Origin of the sequence: Pantoea sp. PNT03 (genome assembly GCF_014852515.1) — a bacterium.
Classification (GTDB): domain Bacteria; phylum Pseudomonadota; class Gammaproteobacteria; order Enterobacterales; family Enterobacteriaceae; genus Pantoea; species Pantoea leporis.
The window spans coordinates 263,405-284,180 of sequence record NZ_JACVBT010000006.1; the positions used below are offsets into that span (position 1 = coordinate 263,405).

20 protein-coding genes are annotated in these 20,776 nt (G+C 55.4%); 15 read left to right on the plus strand and 5 right to left on the minus strand.

Annotated elements, in window-relative coordinates; genetic code table 11:
• Positions 1–229: 229 nt before the first annotated feature.
• The gene (locus IB226_RS20905; RefSeq protein ID WP_101763742.1) at positions 230–1,093 is read left to right on the plus strand and encodes a carboxylate/amino acid/amine transporter; all 864 of its coding nucleotides are present in this window, start codon (positions 230–232) and stop codon (positions 1,091–1,093) included.
• A gap of 133 nt (positions 1,094–1,226) precedes the next feature.
• Here IB226_RS20905 and IB226_RS20910 read toward each other — a convergent pair whose 3' ends face one another.
• Complete coding sequence (locus IB226_RS20910) at positions 1,227–1,706, minus strand: DUF1456 family protein (protein WP_101763741.1); 480 nt, start codon at positions 1,704–1,706, stop codon at positions 1,227–1,229.
• Positions 1,707–1,799: 93 nt separating this feature from the next.
• Complete coding sequence (gene metR / locus IB226_RS20915) at positions 1,800–2,732, minus strand: HTH-type transcriptional regulator MetR (protein WP_192236893.1); 933 nt, start codon at positions 2,730–2,732, stop codon at positions 1,800–1,802.
• A gap of 135 nt (positions 2,733–2,867) precedes the next feature.
• On the opposite strand from metR, the gene metE reads away from it, so the two are divergent.
• Positions 2,868–5,138, plus strand: coding sequence for a 5-methyltetrahydropteroyltriglutamate--homocysteine S-methyltransferase (gene metE, locus IB226_RS20920; protein WP_192236894.1), 2,271 nt, complete (start codon positions 2,868–2,870; stop codon positions 5,136–5,138).
• Positions 5,139–5,179: 41 nt separating this feature from the next.
• Here the strand turns inward: metE and IB226_RS20925 are convergent, their stop codons facing one another.
• Positions 5,180–6,016: a dienelactone hydrolase family protein gene (locus IB226_RS20925; RefSeq protein WP_101763738.1), complete on the minus strand. Its 837-nt coding sequence runs from the start codon at positions 6,014–6,016 to the stop codon at positions 5,180–5,182.
• A 301-nt stretch (positions 6,017–6,317) separates the two neighbouring features.
• On the opposite strand from IB226_RS20925, the gene udp reads away from it, so the two are divergent.
• The 10 genes from udp (at position 6,318) to tatD (ending at position 15,767) form a co-directional block, all read left to right on the plus strand.
• The gene (gene udp / locus IB226_RS20930; RefSeq protein WP_008105797.1) at positions 6,318–7,079 is read left to right on the plus strand and encodes a uridine phosphorylase; all 762 of its coding nucleotides are present in this window, start codon (positions 6,318–6,320) and stop codon (positions 7,077–7,079) included.
• A gap of 99 nt (positions 7,080–7,178) precedes the next feature.
• Entirely contained in the window at positions 7,179–8,450 is a 1,272-nt protein-coding gene (locus IB226_RS20935) for a tetratricopeptide repeat protein (protein ID WP_192236895.1), read from the plus strand.
• A gap of 202 nt (positions 8,451–8,652) precedes the next feature.
• Entirely contained in the window at positions 8,653–10,164 is a 1,512-nt protein-coding gene (rmuC, locus tag IB226_RS20940) for a DNA recombination protein RmuC (RefSeq protein WP_101763736.1), read from the plus strand.
• 75 nt (positions 10,165–10,239) lie between these two features.
• Positions 10,240–10,998 carry a bifunctional demethylmenaquinone methyltransferase/2-methoxy-6-polyprenyl-1,4-benzoquinol methylase UbiE gene (gene ubiE, locus IB226_RS20945; protein ID WP_008105805.1) on the plus strand — a complete coding sequence of 253 codons (759 nt, stop codon included), beginning with the start codon at positions 10,240–10,242 and terminating at the stop codon, positions 10,996–10,998.
• Between the two features lie 6 nt (positions 10,999–11,004).
• Entirely contained in the window at positions 11,005–11,610 is a 606-nt protein-coding gene (locus IB226_RS20950; protein ID WP_192236896.1) for an SCP2 domain-containing protein, read from the plus strand.
• On the plus strand, positions 11,607–13,244 hold the full coding sequence (gene ubiB / locus IB226_RS20955) for a ubiquinone biosynthesis regulatory protein kinase UbiB (protein WP_101763734.1): 1,638 nt from the start codon (positions 11,607–11,609) through the stop codon (positions 13,242–13,244). Before IB226_RS20950 ends, ubiB begins: the two co-directional genes overlap by 4 nt.
• Before the next feature lie 110 nt (positions 13,245–13,354).
• Entirely contained in the window at positions 13,355–13,609 is a 255-nt protein-coding gene (gene tatA, locus IB226_RS20960; RefSeq protein ID WP_008105810.1) for a Sec-independent protein translocase subunit TatA, read from the plus strand.
• Between the two features lie 2 nt (positions 13,610–13,611).
• Positions 13,612–14,139, plus strand: coding sequence for a Sec-independent protein translocase protein TatB (gene tatB / locus IB226_RS20965; protein WP_192236897.1), 528 nt, complete (start codon positions 13,612–13,614; stop codon positions 14,137–14,139).
• 2 nt (positions 14,140–14,141) lie between these two features.
• Positions 14,142–14,900 carry a Sec-independent protein translocase subunit TatC gene (gene tatC, locus IB226_RS20970; protein ID WP_101763732.1) on the plus strand — a complete coding sequence of 253 codons (759 nt, stop codon included), beginning with the start codon at positions 14,142–14,144 and terminating at the stop codon, positions 14,898–14,900.
• Between the two features lie 84 nt (positions 14,901–14,984).
• Entirely contained in the window at positions 14,985–15,767 is a 783-nt protein-coding gene (tatD, locus tag IB226_RS20975) for a 3'-5' ssDNA/RNA exonuclease TatD (RefSeq protein WP_192236898.1), read from the plus strand.
• Here tatD and rfaH read toward each other — a convergent pair.
• A complete protein-coding gene (rfaH, locus tag IB226_RS20980) occupies positions 15,764–16,252 on the minus strand; it encodes a transcription/translation regulatory transformer protein RfaH (protein ID WP_101763730.1) in 489 nt (162 codons plus the stop codon). The two genes, tatD and rfaH, sit on opposite strands and share 4 nt — an antisense overlap.
• Before the next feature lie 209 nt (positions 16,253–16,461).
• Here rfaH and pepE point away from each other — a divergent pair, with 209 nt between their 5' ends.
• The 3 genes from pepE (at position 16,462) to fre (ending at position 19,492) form a co-directional block, all read left to right on the plus strand.
• A complete protein-coding gene (gene pepE, locus IB226_RS20985; RefSeq protein WP_192236899.1) occupies positions 16,462–17,193 on the plus strand; it encodes a dipeptidase PepE in 732 nt (243 codons plus the stop codon).
• 73 nt (positions 17,194–17,266) lie between these two features.
• On the plus strand, positions 17,267–18,751 hold the full coding sequence (ubiD, locus tag IB226_RS20990; RefSeq protein WP_192236900.1) for a 4-hydroxy-3-polyprenylbenzoate decarboxylase: 1,485 nt from the start codon (positions 17,267–17,269) through the stop codon (positions 18,749–18,751).
• Positions 18,752–18,790: 39 nt separating this feature from the next.
• Positions 18,791–19,492, plus strand: a complete 702-nt coding sequence (gene fre / locus IB226_RS20995; protein WP_101763727.1) for an NAD(P)H-flavin reductase — start codon at positions 18,791–18,793, stop codon at positions 19,490–19,492.
• A gap of 118 nt (positions 19,493–19,610) precedes the next feature.
• Here the strand turns inward: fre and fadA are convergent, their stop codons facing one another.
• Positions 19,611–20,774, minus strand: a complete 1,164-nt coding sequence (gene fadA / locus IB226_RS21000) for an acetyl-CoA C-acyltransferase FadA (RefSeq protein WP_137386834.1) — start codon at positions 20,772–20,774, stop codon at positions 19,611–19,613.
• Positions 20,775–20,776 lie beyond the last annotated feature (2 nt).

A 20,776-nucleotide genomic window follows, 5' to 3' on the forward strand; every position in this document is an offset into this window, starting at 1 on the left:
TGATGGTCACGCGCTGTTACTGTGACATGTGACACATATGTTACAGTTTTATGACAATTGAGAGCGAAAAAAACCAGGAAATGTTGTATTTCGCGCATTTTTACCCGAGCGTAAAAATGTGAAATGAAAATTATTCGTCGTTATTTTATCCACTTGTAAACCAGATAGTTCACCCCGATTTCGACAGTTTGTTTACACTAGCGCCACTGTCCATTTTGAGATCGTTACCGTGCCGTTACTGATCGTTACCACCATTCTGTGGGCCTTTTCCTTCAGTTTGATCGGGGAATACCTCGCAGGTCAGGTGGATTCCTGGTTCTCTGTTTTGATGCGTCTGGCGCTCGCCGCCATCGTTTTCCTGCCGTTCCTGCGCTGGCGCGGTTACCGTGCTTCCACCATCCTGCTGTATATGCTGGTGGGCATGCTGCAGCTTGGCATCATGTATTTATTAAGCTTTGAGGCTTATCTGTATCTCAGCGTGACCGAGTTCCTGCTGTTCACCGTGATGACGCCGCTGTATGTCACGCTGATCTACGATTTGCTCAGCCGACGTCCGCTGCGTATCGGCTATGCCTTCAGCGCGCTACTGGCGGTAATCGGTGCGGCGATTATTCGTTACGACAAAGTCAGCGACCATTTCTGGTTCGGCTTGCTGCTGGTACAGGCGGCAAACATCTGCTTCGCCATCGGCATGGTGGGCTACAAACGCCTGCAGGAAACTCGCCCGATGCCGCAGCACACCGCATTTTCGTGGTTCTATCTGGGCGCGGTGATGATCGCGGTGATCGCCTGGAGCTTGTGGGGCAATCCGAACAAACTGCCGACCACGTCGCTGCAGTGGGGCATTCTGGTGTGGCTAGGCGTGGCGGCTTCAGGTTTGGGCTATTTCATGTGGAACTATGGCGCTACGCAGGTGGATGCTGGCACGCTGGGTATTATGAACAACATGCATGTGCCAGCGGGCTTGCTGGTGAATCTGGCGATCTGGCAGGAGAAACCGCATTGGCCAAGTTTTCTCGCCGGTGCCGCCGTGATTTTCGCATCCCTTTATGTGCACAAACGCTGGGTATTAGGTAAGAAAAGCAACGCATAGGCTAAAAGGGAAGGGATAGCGCGGCAGTGGAGCAAAGCATCCGAGCCATGGATGGCGAGGCTGATCCACAAGGAAGTGGTTTCCCTTTGCGATCTGCCGCGCTATCCCTGACCCGGCTCGAACAAAGAAGCGATTAACCCTTCTTAGCCGGCCCCGGACGATGAATCATCGTCAACCCTTTCAAGAAATTACGCAGAATCTGATCGCCGCATTCGCGGAAATTCTTATGATCTGGGTTGCGGAAAATCGCGCCAACCTCAGCCTGTGAAATCTTGAAGTTCGCTTTCAGCAGCACATCAGGAATATCGGTGGTCTTCAGCTCAAAGGCGATACGCAATTTCTTCATGAAAATGTTGTTATTCATGCGGCGCTCAATCGAAGGCGCGGGCGCATCTTCACTCTTACCGCGACGGTAAAAAATCAGACCGTTAAGGAAATAGCCCATCAATACATCTGGCAGCTTGCGAAACGCGGCATCGTCATCTTTCTTCATCCACGCCTGCACGTCTTCCAGCGGCACTTCACTTCCTGCCAGGGCAAAAATCTCCACCACTTTGCTATCGCTCAAATCCAGCATGTAGCGCACGCTGCGCAGAACATCGTTACTCATCATGGTGAAACTCTCTTGGTCGCGGGTTGAGGCGGCGCATTATAGAGCAGGCGGGGCAGGGATAACAGCGCGGGCGACTTTCGCCGCCCAACAACATCAGGATGAGGTGGTTTGAAGTGAGCCGGGACGCGCGGCATCGCGCACAAAGGGCAGATGTTCACAGGCGTGCTGACGGGCAAACCGCACAAAGGCTTCCATTACCGGTTGACGCTGCTCGCCTTCGCGTACGGCGGCATACAAGCGGCTCCACAAACCATTTCCTAAGGTTTTGGTCACCACCAACCCCTGCTGCTCAAAATTCTCTACCACCCAATGCGGTAGCGCGGCGATGCCCATACGCGCCGACACCATCTGAATCAGCAGCAGCGTGTTATCGACGCTCTTCAAGGCTGGACTGACGCCCGCAGGCTGCAGGAAATGGCGCCACACATCCAAACGCTGACGCTGCACCGGATAGATCATCAGCACTTCATCGGCCATATCTTCCGGGGCAATGTGCTCAAGCTGCGCCAAAGGATGATCCGGTGCCATTACCAAACGCACTTCAAAATCGAACATCGGTGAATAAAACAATCCACTGCGCGGCAAAATATCGGAGGTCAACACCACATCCAGCTCGCCCTGTTGCAACGCGGGTTGCGGATCAAAGGTCACGCCGGATTTGAAATCCATCACCACCTGCGGCCAGCTCTGGCGGAAATTATTTAGCGCGGGCGTCAGCCACTGAATACAGCTGTGACACTCAATGGCGATACGCAACGTGGCCTGATGCGGCTCATGACACGCCTGCAAAGCCTGCTGAATCTGCGGTAAAACCTGCTCAGCCAACTGCAGCAAAATCTCTCCCTGCGGCGTAAAACGCAGCGGCTGGCTTTTACGCACAAACAGGCGAAAACCCAGCCGCTGCTCCAGATCGCTGAACTGGTGGGATAACGCCGATTGCGTCTGATGAAGCTGGGAGGCGGCGGCAGCTAACGAGCCGGTATTCCGTAACGCCTGCAGCGTCCGCAGGTGTTTGAGTTCGATCATGAGAATCCTTCACATCGAGATTGAACAAATTGCGCTTGAGGAACATACAGTACCCGCAGATTATGGCGGTGTAAACATCTGGACGGCTAAACATCTCTGCCCCCTATTCAGTTAAGAATATCTGGAGAACAGAAAATGACCATTCTGAACCACACTCTCGGTTTCCCTCGCGTTGGATTGCGTCGTGAATTGAAAAAAGCACAGGAAAGCTATTGGGCAGGTAAAAGCTCACAGGAAGAGCTACTGGCGGTGGGGCGTGAATTGCGCGCCCGTCACTGGCAACAGCAGAAAGAGGCGGGCGTGGATCTGCTGCCAGTCGGCGATTTCGCCTGGTACGATCACGTGCTCACCACCAGCCTGCTGCTGGGTAACGTGCCAGCTCGTCACCAAAATCAGGATGGCTCGGTCGATCTCGACACGCTGTTCCGCCTTGGCCGTGGCCGCGCACCAAGCGGTGAACCGGCGGCAGCGGCGGAAATGACCAAATGGTTCAACACCAATTATCACTACATGGTGCCGGAATTCACTCAAGGGCAGCAGTTCAAACTGACCTGGACTCAGTTGCTGGATGAGGTTGATGAAGCGCTGGCGCTCGGGCACAAGATTAAACCGGTGCTGCTGGGTCCGGTTACCTATTTGTGGCTGGGTAAAGTGAAAGGTACGTCGTTCGAGCGCCTGTCACTGCTCAAAGACATTCTGCCGGTTTACCAACAGGTGCTGGCTGAACTGAAAAAACGCGGCATCGAATGGGTACAAATCGATGAGCCAGCACTGGCGCTGGAACTGCCGCAAGCGTGGCGCGATGCCTTCAAACCGGCTTACGACGCGCTGCAGGGCGAAAGCAAATTGCTGCTCACCACCTATTTCGACAGCATCGGTCAGAATCTCGACGTGATCAAAGCGCTGCCGGTGCAAGGTCTGCATGTTGACCTGGTCCACGGCAAAGACGACATCCAACAGGTGAACCAGCAGATTCCCGCGGATTGGCTGCTCTCCGTCGGCGTAATCAATGGCCGTAACGTCTGGCGTGCCGATCTCAGCAGCTGGTTTACGCGCCTGCAGCCGCTGGTGGGGCAGCGTCAACAATTGTGGATTGGATCATCCTGCTCACTGCTGCACAGCCCAATCGACCTCAGCGTGGAAACGCGCCTCGATGAGGAAGTGAAAAGCTGGTTCGCCTTTGCTCTGCAGAAGTGCACTGAGCTTGCACTGCTGAGTCATGCACTGAACAACAACGATGCCGCTTCGCTGGTTGAGTGGAGCGCACCGATTCGTGCGCGTGCCAACTCCACGCGCGTTCACAATGCCGCAGTCGGCGAGCGTCTGGCGAAAATTCAGGCCAGAGACGTTGAACGTGCCAGCAGCTACTCCGAGCGTGCCAAAGCGCAGCGTCACCGCTTTAATCTGCCAGCGTGGCCGACCACCACCATAGGTTCATTCCCGCAAACCACCGAAATTCGCGGCCTGCGCCTCGACTTTAAAAAAGGCAACATTGATGGTGGAAACTACCGCACTGGCATCGCCGAGCACATCAAACAGGCAATTGTGGAGCAGGAACGGTTGGGCCTCGACGTGCTGGTGCATGGCGAAGCAGAACGTAACGACATGGTGGAATACTTCGGCGAAAACCTCGACGGCTTCGTGTTCACCCAAAACGGCTGGGTACAGAGCTACGGCTCGCGCTGCGTTAAACCGCCGATCATCATCGGCGACGTAAGCCGTCCGCAAGCTATCACCGTTGAGTGGGCGAAGTACGCGCAGTCGCTGACCGATAAACCGGTGAAAGGCATGCTGACCGGTCCAGTGACGATTCTCTGCTGGTCGTTCCCGCGTGAAGATGTAAGCCGGGAAACCATCGCCAAACAGATTGCGCTGGCGCTGCGTGACGAAGTGGAAGATCTGGAAAAAGCCGGTATTGGCATTATTCAGATTGATGAACCGGCACTGCGCGAAGGCCTGCCGCTGCATCAGTCCGATTGGGCGGCGTACCTGGCCTGGGCGGTGGATGCGTTCCGTCTCAATGCCGCCGTGGCGCAGAATGAAACCCAGATCCATACCCACATGTGTTACTGCGAGTTCAATGACATCATGGACTCGATTGCCGCGCTGGATGCGGACGTTATCACCATCGAAACCTCACGTTCCGATATGGATCTGCTGGATACCTTTAAGGAGTTCGACTATCCCAACGAAATCGGTCCGGGCGTGTATGACATTCACTCACCAAACGTGCCGAGCGTGGAGTGGATGGAAGAGTTGCTGCGTAAAGCGGCGCAGAGCATCCCGGCAGAGCGTCTGTGGGTTAACCCGGATTGTGGCCTAAAAACGCGTGGCTGGGCGGAAACCCGTCAGGCGCTGGCGAACATGGTAAAAGCGGCGCAAAACCTGCGGGGTGAAACGGCTTAGTCGCTGTAAATGAGATTGGGGCGCAAATGCGCCCCTTATTATTACGCGTTTGGCGCTACGCCATACTGCGTGAACCACGCCAGCATGCGTTGCCAGCCATCTTTGGCGGAATCGGCGTGATAACTGGCACGATAATCCGCATTGAAAGCATGTCCTGCATCCGGATACACCACGATTTCCGCCTTGGAATTGGCGGCATGCAGCGCCTGACGCATCTTATCAATGCTCTCCAGCGGGATGCTCTCATCCTGACCACCGTAAAGGCCCAGCACCGGTGCGTTGAGATCCACCGCGATATCGATCGGATGCTTCTGCTGCTTCAGCGTCTTCTCACCGTCTAAGCGTCCATACCACGCCACCGCTGCACGCACCTGCGGATTGTGCGCGGCAAACAGCCAGCTAATACGTCCGCCCCAGCAGAAACCGGTAATCGCCAGGCGACGGATATCACCATCGTGGCGCGTGGCCCAGTTGGCCACATGATCGAGATCGGACAACACTTGCGAATCCGGAACTTTACTCACCAGCTCTTTAAACAGCGTGGGAATGTCGTGGTAATCGTTGGGATCGCCCTCGCGGAAATAGAGTTCCGGAGCGATGGCCAGATAACCTTCCAGCGCCAGACGGCGGCAGACATCGCGGATATGCTCGTGCACCCCGAAAATCTCCTGCACTACCAACACCACCGGCAAGGTGCCTTGATACTCTTTTGGTCGGGCGTAATAGGCAGGCAGGTTTTCGCCCTGGCTCGCAACTGAGGTCTCGCCAGCATGAATCGCGTCGCTGCCGGTAATAATGGTGCTGCTTGCGGTGGGCTGAACGGCCGGTGCAAAGCCGCCGGGTGCCGTTTTTTGTGCCATATTGTCTTCGGTTTTCATTGTTCTCTCCGTGCTAGCAAATGCGCAATCACGTAACTATAGCCTGGCGAAGTGAAGCAAGGCTGGCGTAGGGTACAGAGGGATTTTTTCACGTGTGCTGCTTCTCTATTAACATTGCCACCAACACTTACACAGCACCGCTTGTAGCAATTCAGAATTGCACAGCGTGAATGTGTGATTTATGTCACATAATGTTTTTCTGATAATGTAAGTTTCATTATCGATGGTGAATTGAGTCACATATTTATGCCGCCTGCTCACGTAGAGTGGCGCGCTCATCCCCAATTATCAGGAGTCTGTTATGGCCCAGTCTGACGTTTTCCACCTTGGCATTACTAAAGCTGATTTGAAAGGAGCCACGTTGGCCATCGTGCCTGGCGATCCTGAGCGCGTAAAGAAAATCGCCGCGTTGATGGACAATCCACAGCATCTGGCTTCACACCGTGAATTCACTACCTATCTGGCTGAAGTGGATGGCAAACCGGTTGTGGTGTGCTCCACTGGTATCGGCGGACCTTCTACCTCAATTGCGGTTGAAGAGCTGGCGCAACTGGGTGTGCGCACCTTCCTGCGCGTTGGCACCACCGGCGCTATCCAGCCGCATATTAATGTGGGCGATGTGCTGGTCACTACCGCTTCGGTACGCCTCGACGGTGCCAGCCTGCACTTTGCGCCGATGGAGTTCCCGGCCGTGGCTGATTTCACCTGCACCACCGCGCTGGTGGCAGCGGCAGAAGCGTGCGGCGCGAAAACCCACATTGGTATTACCGCCTCATCTGACACCTTCTATCCAGGCCAGGAACGCTACGACACTTTCTCCGGTCGCGTGGTGAATCGCTTCCAGGGCTCAATGGAAGAGTGGCAGCAAATGGGCGTCCTCAACTATGAGATGGAATCCGCTACACTGTTAACCATGTGCGCCAGTCAGGGACTGCGTGCCGGCATGGTGGCTGGCGTCATCGTTAACCGTACGCAAAAAGAGATCCCGGATGCCGCGACCATGAAGCAGACCGAAAGTGATGCGGTGAAAATTGTGGTTGAAGCCGCGCGTCGCTTAATTTAGTGCGCCAGTCAGGGATGAATTCGAGACCAGGCTTATAAGGAATCCCGCAACTTCCTGATTAGAATGCGCGCAATTTCAGCAGCTACTGAGAAATTTCTTATGCGCAAAATGGTTTCTGTCTCACGTCCCAATTTCATGAATAATCCCGCTACTGCACAATCACGCATTGAAGGTGCAGCAGCGAGATTTCGCCAGGCGATGGCGGCGAATAATTATCCTCTTGCGCGTCAATGCTGTGAAGAAGTGCTGCGCGTCTTGCCCCATCATATGCAGGTGCTCAGCGACTACGCGCTCACCCTGATGCGCGTTGGCGAATACAAAAAATCTTATAAAATTTACCAGAAGATCTACCAGGCTCCGGCCGCGCAGCGTGCACAGGCATCGGAAACCTGGCTGGATGGATTAACCGAAGTGTGCGGCTGGTTGAATAAAGAAGATGAAGCGGCACGTTACGGCCTCGAATCGCTGCAAAAATCTGATGTGACTTTCAGTAAAGGGGCGAAAGTCGCCTTCCCTTCTGAGACACCACCGCCGATCAACCGCAGTAATCCGGCAGAAAATATCATCTCCTTTAGCCTGTATGGCAGTCAGCCACGCTACTGCGAAACCTTGATTAAAAACATCGAAGTGGCGCGCGAGCTTTATCCCGACTGGATCTGCCGCATCTATCTCGACGACAGCGTGCCGCAGCACGTCTGGCAGCGCCTGACGCAGCCAAACACCCAACTGGTGGATATGTCGCATGAGAAAACTATCTTCCCAACGCTGTGGCGTTTCCTGGTGATGGACGATGACAGCGTCAAACGCTACATCGTGCGTGATGCGGATTCGTTGCTGTCCGAGCGCGAAGTCGTGGCGGTAGAAGCCTGGCTGACTTCGCCTTACTGGTTCCATCATATGCGCGATTACTTCTCGCATACCGAGCTGCTGCTGGCGGGCATGTGGGGCGGCTGCCACGGCGTGTTCCACAGCGTTGAGCAGCAGATGCGTGACTTTATCGCGCAATATGAAGGCAGCGAACGATTTACCGATCAGTACTTCCTCAAAGTGGCGCTGTGGCCGACGGTACGTGAGAGCATCTTGAATCATGACGATATTTTCCGCTTCCATCATGCACAACCGTGGCCGGCGCATCAGCCGATTCGCTGGCAAACCGACAGCTTCCACGTCGGTAGTAACGCCGGTTTTGCCAGCATGGCGGGCCAGGTCGAAAACGCTGAGAACGGCTGGCAGCAGGTTGAGATCACCTACGACGGGAAAAGCTGGACCTATCCGGCCAAAATCCAGGGTGAAACCGAATGGGTGTTGCCGATGCCCTTCTTCCTGATTGATGCGTGGAAAGCGGGCGATCTCACCGTAAAAGCCCTCTAATTAGAGAACGTTTTCCCTAAATAATTCGAGTCGCAGGAAGGCGGCAAGCGAGCGAATCCCCGGGAGCTTACATCAGTAAGTGACTGGGGTGAGAACGTGCAGCCAACGCATCTGCGGCTTGAAGTATGAAGGGAAAAAAATCTGGACATTCATACAGTAGAGCTCTACCTTTTCCCTCAGCAAGTCGATCCGCGGGGGGATTATGGATCAGCAACTTATCATTAGCGGCGCGCTGGCGCTGGCCGGTTTGGGCATTGGCTGGATCATTGCTCAACTGCGCGCCGGTCATCAGCATGCCAGCTTCACCACCGAGCGTCGCCTGCTGGAAGAGGCGCAGCAGCGTCAGCAGCAGCAGCTCGAACAGTTACAGCAGCAAATCCAACAACGCGAACAGGAGATGCGCCAGCTACACGGTGCACTGAGCGGTGCGCAGGAACGTTTGCAGCAGCTTGATTACTGGCGCGGCGAAAGTGAACAACTCAGCCGTGAACTGCGAAATCAGCTGGAAGTGAACAGCGCGCAGGAAGCCGAACTGCGCGAAGTGACCATTCGTCTTGAAGAGACGCGCTACGGTGCAGAAGAGAAGCAGCGACTACTGACCAACAGCGAACAGCGCCTCAGCGCGCAGTTTGAAAATCTCGCCAATCGCATCTTCGAAAACAGCGGGCGGCGCGTCGATGAACAAAACCGTCAAAGCCTGAATAGTCTGATTGGTCCGCTGCGCGAACAGCTGGACGGTTTCCGCCGTCAGGTCACCGACAGCTTTGGCCTGGAAGCGCGTGAACGTCACACGCTGACCCACGAAATTCGCCAGCTACAGCAACTCAACGCACAGATGGCGCAGGAAGCGGTCAATCTTACTAAAGCGCTAAAAGGCGACAATAAAATTCAGGGAAACTGGGGCGAAGTGGTATTGGCCCGCGTGCTGGAAGCATCGGGCCTGCGTGAAGGCTACGAATACCAAACGCAGGTTAGCGTGCAGCTGGAACAGCAGGGCAGGATGCAACCGGATGTGATCGTGCGTTTGCCGCAGGGTAAAGATGTGGTGATTGACGCCAAAATGACGCTGGTGGCCTACGAGCGCTACTTCAATGCCGACGATGAAGCCACGCGTGAGCAGGCGATTCAGGAACACATTAGTGCCATGCGCGGACACATTCGCCTGCTGAGCCGTAAAGATTACCAACAATTGCCCGGTTTACGCTCTCTGGATTATGTGTTGATGTTTATCCCGGTGGAACCGGCGTTTCTGCTGGCGATTGATCGTCAGCCCGAGCTGATCAGCGAAGCGTTACAGCAGAACATCATGCTGGTTAGTCCCACCACGTTGCTGGTGGCGCTGCGTACTATCAATAATCTCTGGCGTTATGAGCATCAAAGCCGCAACGCACAGCGCATCGCCGACCGGGCAACGCGGCTGTACGACAAAATGCGGCTGTTTGTCGATGACATGAGTGGCATCGGGCACAATCTCGACAAAGCGCAGCAAAGTTATCATCAGGCGATGAAAAAGCTGTCTGAAGGGCGCGGCAATCTGATCGCACAAAGTGAAGCGTTCCGTTCGCTTGGCGTGGAGATCAAACGTCCGATTAATCCGCAACTGGTTGAACAAGCGCAGCCGGAAGAAGCGGATGAAGATTGGGCAGACGATCGCACCGAGGATGAAAACGTTGCAGAACCAACAACAGACTCGCTGCGCCGCATCAACGAATAGCACGGTGGTCGCGTGCTCGTGTAGCGCGACTCTGATACACTTCGGCAAGAATTGTTTGTGGAACAGGTAAAACCGATGGCAGATGAATCACAGCAGGAAACTACCCATTTTGGCTTCCAGACCGTCGCGAAAAGCGAAAAGGCCGATAAAGTTGCGGACGTGTTTCACTCCGTCGCGGCAAAATATGACCTGATGAACGATTTGATGTCGTTTGGCATCCATCGTGTCTGGAAGCGTTTTACCATTGACAGCAGCGGCGTGCGCCGCGGTCAGCGCGTGTTGGATCTGGCGGGTGGTACCGGCGATCTCACGGCAAAATTCTCACGTCTGGTGGGCGAAACCGGCCAGGTTGTGCTGGCAGACATCAACAGCTCGATGCTGAAGATGGGCCGCGAAAAGCTGCGTAATCTCGGCGTGTCGGGCAATGTCAGCTATGTGCAGGCGAATGCCGAAGCGCTGCCGTTCCCGGATAACTACTTCGATTGCATCACCATCTCATTCGGCTTGCGTAACGTGACCGAAAAAGAGAAAGCGCTGGCATCAATGTTCCGCGTGCTGAAGCCAGGCGGACGTCTGCTGGTGCTGGAGTTCTCGAAGCCGTTGCTGGAGCCGCTCAGCAAAGCTTACGATACCTATTCATTCCACATTCTGCCGCGTATTGGTCAGTTGGTGGCGCAAGACGCTGAAAGCTATCGCTATCTGGCGGAGTCGATTCGTATGCATCCCGATCAGGAAACCCTGAAAGCGATGATGAACGATGCGGGCTTTGAAAATACCACCTACTTCAACATGACTGGCGGTATTGTCGCGCTGCATCGCGGATTTAAATTCTAATCCATCATGACTTTAACTCCTCTCATCACCGGCGGTCTTGAGACCGCCCTGAACCGTGTTCTGTATCGCGATCGCAGCCTGAAAGCCGCACGCCAGCGTTTGGCTGGCAAGGTATTGATGCTGCGTCTGCAAGAGCTCGATTTTCCCTTGGTGCTGGTATTTAGCGAATCGCAACTCGATGTGCTCAGTGATTGGCAAGACAGCAGCGACTGCACGGTGAGTTTGCGTGTCAGTACTTTGCCGAAACTGCGCGATCGCCAGCAGCTCACCAGCCTGATTCGTAGCGGTGAACTGGAGGTGGACGGCGACTTGCAGGTGGTACAGCAATTCTCCGCACTGATGGATCTCGCCGAGCTGGATCCGGCGGAATATCTTGCACCGTGGATTGGCGATATCGCTGCGCAAGGCGTAAGCCAGGCCGCACAGCAGGCGCTGAAGTTCGTGCAGCAGCAGTTCATCCGCCGCCAGGATTATCTTGGTCAGGTGCTGACGGAAGAGTGGCGCGTTGCGCCGGGCGCACTGGAACTGGCATGGTTTTGCGAGGAAGTGGAAGCGATAGAACGTTCGCTCAATGCGTTTGAAACGCGTTTGGCACAGCTGGAGGCGAAATGACGCTGGGAGAAATTCGGCGCTTATACTTCATCATCAAGATCTTTCTGACTTACGGCCTTGATGAACTGATTCCCCGCATGCGCTTCACGCTGCTTTTACGCTTGTGGCGGCGTTGCATCTTCTGGATCCCTAACCAGCATAAAGACGCTTCCGCCGGCGTGCGCATCCGTTTAGCGATGGAGCAGTTGGGGCCGGTGTGGATCAAATTCGGTCAAATGCTCTCGACGCGTCGCGATCTGTTCCCACCGGCGATTGCCGATGAACTGGCGGTGCTGCAGGACCGAGTTGCGCCATTTGATGGCGTGAAAGCCAAGCAGCAGATTGAAAAGTCGATTGGCGGCCCGGTGGAAACCTGGTTTGAAGACTTCGATATCAAACCGCTGGCCTCGGCTTCTATCGCGCAGGTGCATACCGCGACGCTGAAATCCAATGGCCGCGCGGTGGTAATTAAAGTGATTCGTCCCGACATCCTGCCGGTGATCAGAGCCGATATGCGACTGATTTACCGTCTGGCGCGGTGGGTGCCGCGTTTGTTGCCGGATGGTCGTCGTCTGCGTCCGGTGGAAGTGGTGCGCGATTACGAAAAGACCTTAATTGATGAACTGAATCTGCTGCGTGAAGCGGCGAACGCCATCCAGCTGCGTCGTAATTTTGACCAAAGCCGCATGCTGTATGTGCCGGAAGTGTTCTCTGATTATTGCAGCGAATCGATGATGGTGATGGAGCGCATTTACGGCATTCCGATCTCAGATATCGCCACGCTGGAGCAGCACGGCGTTAACATGAAACTGCTGGCCGAGCGCGGTGTGCAAGTATTCTTCACCCAGGTGTTCCGTGACAGCTTCTTCCACGCCGACATGCATCCCGGCAATATCTTCGTCAGCTACGATCACCCGGAAGATCCGCAATACATCGGCATCGACTGCGGTATCGTCGGTTCGCTGAACAAAGAAGATAAGCGCTATCTGGCCGAGAACTTCATCGCCTTCTTTAACCGCGATTACCGCAAAGTGGCCGAGCTGCATGTGGATTCTGGCTGGGTACCGGCCGATACCAACGTCGAAGACTTTGAGTTTGCCATTCGTACCGTGTGTGAGCCGATTTTCGAAAAGCCGCTGGCAGAGATTTCGTTTGGCCACGTGCTGCTGAACCTGTTCAACACCGCGCGTCGCTTTAATATGGAAGTGCAGCCGCAGCTGGTGCTGTTGCAGAAGACGCTGCTGTATATCGAAGGAATTGGCCGCCAACTCTATCCGCAGCTTGACCTGTGGAAAACGGCCAAGCCGTTCCTTGAAGATTGGATCAAAGATCAAATTGGTATCCCGGCGATTTTGCGGGCGGTGAAAGAGAAAGCGCCATACTGGGCGGAAAAACTGCCAGAGTTACCGGAGCTATTTTACGACAGCATGCGCCAGCACAAATTATTGAAGCACAGCGTCGATAAACTCGTCACCGATTTAAACGTACAGCGAACACGCAATCATCAGGCGCGCTATCTGTTTGGTGTAGGCGCTACACTGTTATTAAGTGGCACCGCCGTGCTGTTAAGTCGACCGGATTGGGATTTCTTCCCGGCGCTATTAATGGCCGCTGGCATCGTCACCTGGCTTATTGGCTGGCGCAAGACAAACTGATTGTCTGCCTGGTGCAAATCGCGTAATGTCGCAAGCTAAAGCCCGAAATCATATGGGCTTTCTGTGCGTTACAGTCAACAGTTTTTCACAGAATATTAGAGGCATATCTCATGGGCGGTATCAGTATTTGGCAATTGTTAATCATTGCCGTCATTGTTGTTCTTCTGTTCGGTACCAACAAGCTTCGCAACCTGGGTTCGGATTTAGGATCTTCCATTCGTGGCTTCAAAAAAGCCATGGGCGATGAAGACGATAAAAAGGATCAACCGAAAGAGCAGGACGCTGACTTCAACGCCAAAACTCTGGCAGACAAACAGCAAACCACGGCGACTAAAGACGACGCCCGGAACGACAAGCAGGTATAACTGTGTTCGACATTGGTTTTAGTGAACTGGTATTAGTGTTCGTGATCGGGCTGATTGTGCTTGGCCCGCAGCGGTTACCGGTTGCGGTGAAAACCGTCGTCGGCTGGATCAGAGCCATCCGCTCGCTGGCCGCGAATGTACAAAACGAACTGGCGCAAGAGTTGAAACTGCAGGAATTGCAGGACAGCCTGAAAAAGGTGGAAGAAGCGGGCCGTGGCACGTTGTCACCCGAGCTGAAAGAGTCGATGGAAGAACTGCGTAAAACCGCCGACTCCATGAAGCGTTCGGTGCAGCAGAGTATCGATCTCGAAAAAGAGGAAGATGAAGCCAACACTATTCATCAAACTCCGCCAGCCGCCGTGCAGCCTGTGACTTCACCTGCGGCCACGCCCGCAGCAGCAGAGCATCAAACCAGTGCGCCTGCACAGACTCCGCAGCCTACTGACGAAATCTCTGCCGCAGAAATCCCTCCCGTCGCCAGTGCTCCTGAAAGCACCGCGAAGACTTCTCTCGTAAAAGATGAACGATAAACATGGCCGTTGAAGATACCCAACCGCTCATTAGTCATTTGATTGAGCTGCGCAAGCGTTTGTTGAATTGCATCATCGCTGTTTTAGTCATCTTTCTGTGTCTGGTCTATTTTGCGAATGATATTTACCATCTGGTCGCGTCGCCGCTGATCAGCCAGATGCCAGCCGGGGCGAGCATGATCGCTACCGACGTCGCATCGCCATTCTTCACGCCGATCAAGCTGACCATCATCGTTTCGGTGTTTCTGGCCGTGCCGGTGATTTTGTATCAGGTGTGGGCCTTTGTGGCGCCCGCGCTCTATCGCCACGAACGCAAACTGGTGATGCCGCTGCTGTTCTCCAGTACGCTGCTGTTTTACGTCGGCGTGGCGTTTGCTTACTTCATCGTGTTCCCGCTGGCGTTTGGCTTCTTCGCCAAAACCGCGCCGCAAGGCGTGACCATCGCAACGGATATCACCAACTACCTCGACTTCGTCATGACGATTTTCATGGCCTTCGGCGTGGCGTTTGAGGTGCCGATTGCGATTGTGCTGCTGTGCTGGACCGGCATAACTTCACCAGAAGATCTGAAAAAGAAACGTCCTTATATGTTGGTTGGCGCGTTCGTGGTTGGGATGTTGCTCACACCGCCGGATGTTTTCTCGCAAACTTTGCTCGCTATTCCGATGTACTGCCTGTTTGAAGTCGGCGTATTCTTCTCCCGCTACTATGTGGGTAAAGGACGTCAGTCTTCGGATGAGGAACACAACACCGAATCCTGATGTCCTTAATGCAGGGCATCCCGCAGCGCGCGGGAAGATGAATCTAAACCGCCCCGTTGGGCGGTTTTTTATTGGGGAGAAGACATGTTTGATATCGGTGTAAACCTGACCAGCACGCAATTCGCAAAAGATCGCGAGCAGGTGGTAAAACGTGCGCGCGAAGCAGGCGTCACCGGCCTGTTAATTACCGGCACCAACGCGCTGGAGAGCCAGCAGGCGCGGCAGCTGGCGGCATTGCACGCGGGCTATTGCTGGTCAACCGCCGGCGTCCATCCGCACCATGCCAGTGAATGGTCGGCGGAAACCGCGAATACCTTGCGTCGCCTGGCCGAAAGTGAGCAGGTGGTCGCGATTGGCGAATGTGGCCTGGATTTCAATCGCAATCTTTCGGCCCACGATCAGCAGGAATACGCTTTCGATGCGCAGCTGGCGTTGGCCGCTGAGCTACAGCTGCCGGTGTTTTTGCATTGCCGTGAAGCGCACGATCGTTTTGTTGCGGTAGTTGAGCCGTGGCTACCGAAGCTGGTTGGTGCAGTCGTGCACTGCTTTACTGGTACGCGTGACGAGCTGCAAGCGTGTCTGGCGCTGGGATTGTCGGTGGGCATTACCGGTTGGGTATGCGACGAGCGTCGCGGCATGGAACTGCGTGAATTGCTGCCGCTGATTCCGGCTGAGCGCCTGTTACTGGAAACCGACGCACCGTATTTACTGCCGCGCGATATGCATCCGCGTCCCACTTCGCGCCGCAATGAGCCATGTTTCCTGCCGCATATTGTGCAGCAGGTGGCGAAATGGCGTGACGAGGAGGCGGAAGCGCTGGGCGCGCAGGTTAATCTCAACGCGCGTCAGCTGTTTAAACTCGCTTAGAGTTTACGGAACTGTTTGTTATCCACGCTGCGCATCACCTGTTTGTTCAGCATGTTGAGCAGCAGAACGGAGCGCGTTTCACCATCCGGCTCGGCAAAAATGGCGCGCAATCCTTCGAACGTGCCATCGGTGATGATCACTTCATCACCGCTTTGTGGGGTTTCCGCATCGAGCACGATCTGCGGCACGTCGGTTTGCAGCGCTTCGATCACATCATTTGATACGGTGGCCGGCATGGTGCCAAAGCGCACGAAGTGGCTGACGCCGCGCGTGCTGCTGATGGTGGTGGTGTGAATCGCTTCGGGATCGAATTCGATAAACAGATAGTTGGGAAACAGCGGCTCACTCACGGTGGTGCGTTTACCGCGCACAATCTTCTCCAGAGCGATCATCGGGCTGAGGCAATTGACCTCTTGCCGCTCAAGATGCTCTTTCGCGCGCAACAGTTGTCCACGTTTGCAATAGAGTAAGTACCAGGATTCCATAACCGCTCCCAAATAATGGACGCTAAGAATATCAAATCAGTTGTCAGAGTTATAGCGCATCGGCGGGTGGAAACCGGGCGCTGAAAACAATTTCACTACGATTTATCCGATTGATGCGGCTTATTTACGCTTTCTTGCAAGAAAATTGACGGCCGGCGACCATCTGTATCAGACTCCCTCCCCATCTTTCGATTGAAAAGGAGTGGCTGATGGAACTGTTCCTGTTGAGTAACGGTAAAGTGGCTGACGATGCGCCGCTGTTAAGTTACGCCCACCCGCAGCTGCATGCGATGATCGCCCAGCGCGGCATCACTTCGGCGGTGCTGGTACCGTACGCGATTATTCGTGGCGATCACGCGCAGCGCGCGCAGGAGTTATCCGCGTCGTTAGGCATTGACGTGCGCACCGTGCACGAGTTTGCATCGCCCGTTGCGGCGATTGAACAAGCTGAGCTGATTCTGGTGAGCGGCGGAAATACCTGGTTCCTCAATCAAATGCTGCACGAGCACGGCTTGATCGTCGCTATCCAACGCGCGGTGCGCGAGCGTGATGTGCCGTACGTCGGCTGGAGCGCCGGTTGCAATGTGGCAACGCCTTCCATTCGCACCACCAATGATATGCCGGTGCGCAGCAGCGTAGTGTTGCCCGCGCTGGGTTTGTTCCCGGTGCAGATCAATCCGCATTATCTTGATGCGCACGTCAGCGGCCATATGGGCGAAACGCGTGATGAACGACTGGCCGAGTTCTGTGCCGTTAACCCGCATGAATCGGTGATTGCGCTGCGTGAAGCCAGCTTCCTGTACGTGAGCGAAAATCGCCTGCGTTACTACAGCGCACGCGGTGAAGACTTCAAAGTGTTCCGTCACGGCGAGCCGATTACTGCTTATCACGATGTATTGGCGATTCAGTCGCTGGTGCCGTTTTCCTGTCAGCCTGCCTGACGTAAAACCTCAACATGTCAGCGTAAAACGCCTCTATAATGGCGTTTCACTCTGGCCGGAAAGCTAAAGCCGCATGAAATATCAGGATTTACGAGACTTCCTCGCATTGCTGGAACAGCGTGGCGAGTTAAAGCGCATCACTCAGGAGATCGATCCTGAGTTAGAGATGACGGAAATTGCCGACCGCACGCTGCGCGCTGGCGGCCCGGCGCTGCTGTTCGAAAACCCGAAAGGGTACGACATGCCGGTGCTGTGTAATCTGTTTGGCACACCCAAACGCGTGGCGATGGGCATGGGCCAGGAAGAGGTCAGTGCGCTGCGTGAAGTGGGCAAGCTGCTGGCGTTCCTGAAAGAGCCGGAGCCGCCAAAAGGCTTCCGCGATCTGTTCGATAAGATGCCGCAGTTCAAGCAAGTGCTGAACATGCCAACCAAGCGCCTGCGCAATGCGCCGTGCCAGGAAGAGATTTTCAGCGGCGATGACGTCGATCTGTCGCGCATTCCGGTGATGAAATGCTGGCCGGGCGATGCTGCGCCGCTGATTACGTGGGGATTGACCGTCACGCGCGGCCCGCATAAAGAGCGACAAAATCTGGGTATCTATCGTCAGCAGGTGATCGGCAAGAACCGCGTGATTATGCGCTGGCTGTCGCATCGCGGCGGCGCGCTGGATTTCCAGGAGTGGTGTAAAGCGCATCCGGGCGAACGTTTCCCGGTGTCGGTGGCGCTGGGCGCCGATCCTGCCACTATTCTCGGCGCGGTAACGCCGGTGCCGGATACACTCTCCGAATACGCCTTTGCCGGTTTGCTGCGCGGTAACAAAACCGAAGTGGTGAAGTGCGTTTCGAACGAACTCGAAGTGCCGGCCAGCGCGGAAATCGTGCTGGAAGGTTATATCGAGCCGGGCGATGTCGCGCCGGAAGGTCCGTACGGCGACCACACAGGCTACTACAATGAAGTAGATAGCTTCCCGGTGTTTACCGTGACGCACGTAACGCAACGTCGCAACCCGATTTATCATTCAACCTACACCGGACGTCCACCGGATGAACCGGCGGTGCTGGGCGTGGCGCTCAATGAAGTGCTGGTGCCGATTCTGATCAAGCAGTTCCCGGAGATCGTTGATTTCTATCTGCCACCGGAGGGCTGCTCTTATCGCCTCGCGGTAGTAACGATCAAGAAACAGTACGCGGGTCACGCCAAGCGCGTGATGTTCGGCGTGTGGTCGTTCCTGCGTCAGTTCATGTACACCAAGGTCGTGATTGTGTGCGATGACGACGTCAACGCGCGCGACTGGAATGATGTGATTTGGGCGATTACCACACGCATGGATCCGGCGCGCGATACGGTGCTGGTTGAGAACACGCCCATCGATTATCTCGACTTTGCCTCGCCGGTTTCCGGCTTAGGCTCGAAGATGGGACTTGATGCGACCAATAAGTGGCCGGGTGAAACCACGCGCGAGTGGGGCACGCCGATTGTGAAAGATCCGGCGGTGACCGCGCGCATTGACGCCATTTGGGATGAGTTAGCTATCTTTGCCGAGCCGCCGCAGCGCTAACGGCGGCAGACCAATTAGACCCGAAGAAAAAGGGAACGCATGACAACGTTAAGCTGCAAAGTGACTTCGGTTGAAGCGATTACGGACACGGTTTACCGCGTTCGTTTAATTCCGGCGGCGGATTTTAACTTCCGCGCCGGACAGTATTTGATGGTGGTGATGGATGAGCGCGATAAGCGCCCGTTTTCACTGGCTTCTACGCCAATGGAAAAGGACATCATTGAGCTGCACATCGGCGCGTCGGATCTCAATCTCTACGCGATGGCGGTGATGGACCGCATCAAGAACGATCGCCAGATTACGGTTGATATGCCGCACGGCGATGCCTGGCTGCGTGAAGATAGCGAGCGTCCGATCATTCTGATCGCGGGCGGTACCGGCTTCTCCTATGCGCGTTCTATTCTGCTGACCGCGCTGGCACAGCAACCCGATCGCGAGATTGCGATTTACTGGGGCGGCCGTGAGCTGATGCATCTGTACGATCTGGATGAGCTGAATGCGCTGGCGGTGAAGCATCCGAACCTGAAAGTGATCCCGGTGGTTGAACAACCGGCGGATGACTGGACCGGACGCAGCGGCACGGTGCTGACGGCAGTGATGCAGGATTTCGCGTCGCTCAGCGAGCACGATATCTATATTGCCGGTCGTTTTGAGATGGCGAAGATTGCGCGTGAGCGTTTCTGCGCCGAGCGCGGTGCGCTGGAAGCGCAGATGTTTGGCGATGCGTTTGCGTTTATCTAAGGTCAATAGAACGCGATAAATCGCGTCGCTACGATAATGTGCACGGATTCGTCGCGGCGCAATTTATTGCGCAAAAAAGCCCGCCCGAAAGGGCGGGAACACGTGCAACATTAACGTATTAAACTCGTTCGAACACCGTGGCGATGCCCTGGCCTAAGCCAATGCACATGGTCGCCAGACCAAATTGCGCATCGCGACGTTCCATCAGGTTCAGCAGCGTAGTACTGATACGCGCACCGGAACATCCCAGCGGATGACCGAGCGCAATCGCGCCGCCATTCAAATTCACTTTCTCATCCAGCTGTTCCAGCAAGCCCATGTCTTTAATGCATGGCAGCGCCTGTGCGGCAAAAGCCTCGTTGAACTCGAACAGGTCGATATCCTGCACGCTTAATCCCGCGCGCTTGAGCGCCAGCTTGCTGGCGGGAACCGGGCCGTAACCCATAATCGACGGATCGCAGCCCACCACCGCCATGCTGCGAATGCGCGCGCGCGCTGTCAGACCGAGTTCGCGTGCGCGGCTTTCACTCATGATCAACATCGCGGCTGCGCCGTCGGAAAGCGCGGATGAGCTGCCTGCGGTCACGGTGCCGTTGACCGGGTCGAATGCCGGTCGCAGCGCAGCCAATCCTTCAAGGCTGGTCTCTTCGCGGATCACTTCGTCGCTCTCAAAGCGCTTCAACACGCCGTCGGCGTCGTGGCCGTAGGTCGCCACAATTTCACGCTTGAAGTCGCCGCGCTGGGTTGCTGCCCAGGCGCGCTGGTGCGAACGCAGCGCAAAAGCATCCTGCTGCTCACGCGTAATGTGATGCATGCGCGCCAGCATCTCGGCGGTTAACCCCATCATGCCCGCCGCTTTCGCCACCGTGCGACCCAGGCCCGGATGGAAATCCACGCCGTGGCTCATCGGCACGTGGCCCATATGTTCTACGCCGCCAATCAGGCAGCTGTGCGCATCGCCAACCATGATCGCGCGTGCCGCGTCGTGCAGCGCCTGCATCGACGAACCGCACAGGCGGTTGACGGTGCTGGCAGGTACGCGATGCGGGATCTCCGCCAGCAGCGCGGCGTTACGTGCAATGTTGAAGCCTTGCTCCAGCGTCTGCTGCACGCAGCCCCAGATAATGTCGTCCAGCGTGGCGGGATCAACCGCCGGGTTGCGGCTCAGCAGCTCGCGCATCAAATGCGCCGAGAGATCTTCCGCCCGTACCTGACGAAACGCGCCGCCTTTGGAGCGGCCCATCGGCGTGCGGACCGCATCAACAATTACCACTTTTTCCATTT